Origin of the sequence: Prevotella sp. S7-1-8 (assembly GCF_000758925.1) — a bacterium.
Classification (GTDB): Bacteria; Bacteroidota; Bacteroidia; order Bacteroidales; family Bacteroidaceae; genus Prevotella.
Map to the genome: position 1 here is coordinate 1 of NZ_JRNC01000152.1, position 551 is coordinate 551.

At 45.7% G+C, this 551-nt stretch carries 1 protein-coding gene; it reads left to right on the top strand.

Features of this window, described 5'->3' with window-relative positions:
* Positions 1 to 78: 78 nt before the first annotated feature.
* Positions 79 to 513: a DUF3408 domain-containing protein gene (locus HMPREF1640_RS12460; protein WP_036895455.1), complete on the top strand. Its 435-nt coding sequence runs from the start codon at positions 79 to 81 to the stop codon at positions 511 to 513.
* Positions 514 to 551: the final 38 nt, after the last annotated feature.

Here is a 551-nt window from a genome sequence, read left to right on the forward strand (position 1 = left end):
TACAGGCACACATGTCGGTTACAATCCAAATTCAAAACAAGGAATCAAAACAAGTCAAACATAAAATCAGATAGCAAAATGGAAAATAAAACAAAGACAACAGACAAAGATTTTTCCTGGCTTTTGGGTGTGGAAGATGAAACAGAGTACGAATCTACTCCACAGAAAGGGACTGAGGTTCCTGAAATAGAAAGACCAACTAACAAGCAGGACACAGAGAATACTGCGCACTCTGAGCCTGCACAGCATACAGAGAACGCAACCGTTCAAAGACGCATCAGTGCCAGGATGAAAAAGGAAACGCTTGAAGCCTACAAACAAGCCTATCTTGTCCCAACAAAACTGAGCAACCGAAAGGCGGTCTATCTGAGCCGAGAAACGCAGGAACGTGCCGACTTCATCGTGCGCAGATTGGGCGACAGGGGCAGCAACCTTTCAAGTTTTGTGGAAAACATCGTGCGCATTCATTTGGAGGAGTATGGTGAGGACATAGAGAAGTGGAGAAAGCTGTGAGGCACAGGAAAAGGGCCGAGGACTTTTGGGAAAAGGGG

What these genes read in the sequence shown, in the direction of transcription:
- HMPREF1640_RS12460 (WP_036895455.1), top strand. Translation starts at nt 79, where the DNA reads ATGGAAAATAAAACAAAGACAACAGACAAAGATTTTTCCTGGCTTTTG.